Source organism: Staphylococcus sp. EG-SA-2, from assembly GCF_017152085.1.
On sequence record NZ_JACYHC010000088.1, the window covers coordinates 1 to 558 of the forward strand.

1 protein-coding gene and 1 pseudogene are annotated in these 558 nt (G+C 34.2%); both read right to left on the reverse strand.

The features are described 5' to 3' along the window. A partial coding sequence (locus tag IDG60_RS00740) for an ATP-binding cassette domain-containing protein (protein WP_107610596.1) occupies nucleotides 1–304 on the reverse strand: 304 nt, incomplete at its 3' end. Continuing rightward, a pseudogene (locus IDG60_RS00745) lies at nucleotides 301–558 on the reverse strand (energy-coupling factor ABC transporter ATP-binding protein); the annotation flags it as partial. The gene IDG60_RS00740 and the pseudogene IDG60_RS00745, both read right to left, overlap by 4 nt.

The window sequence follows — 558 nt, forward strand, 5'->3', positions numbered from 1 at the left end:
TGTCCTCAAATAATTGAGATTCGGGAAATTGAAATACCATTCCAATTCTTTTTCTTACAGGTCTAATATATTTATCTTTGGTCTTATGTGTAATAGTAATGTCATCAACTGTAACTGTCCCAGTAGTTGGCTTTAACAGTGCATTAATATTTTGTATCAATGTTGATTTACCACTACCCGTTTGTCCAACGATGGCGTAATATTTACCTTGTTCAAATTCTGTATTAACATCATGAATAGCTTGATGCTGGTATGGTGTCCCTTTTTGATAGGTATAACTTACATTGTCAAAGCGTATAGTCATAGTTGATCCACCAGCCCTTCATAAGTTAAGAATGATGTTTGGTATCCCAGCATTTGATTTATTTTGATTGGGAATGGCAAATCTAGACCTATTGTTGTTAACTCTTCTGCATGGTCGAAAATTTCAATCGCTGTGCCTTCTTTATAGACAGTCCCTTTATTCATAACGATAACATGATCTGCTTCCATCGCCTCAGATAAATCATGCGTAATAGAAATGATTGTAATATTATGTTCTGATTTAACTTTTCTCAC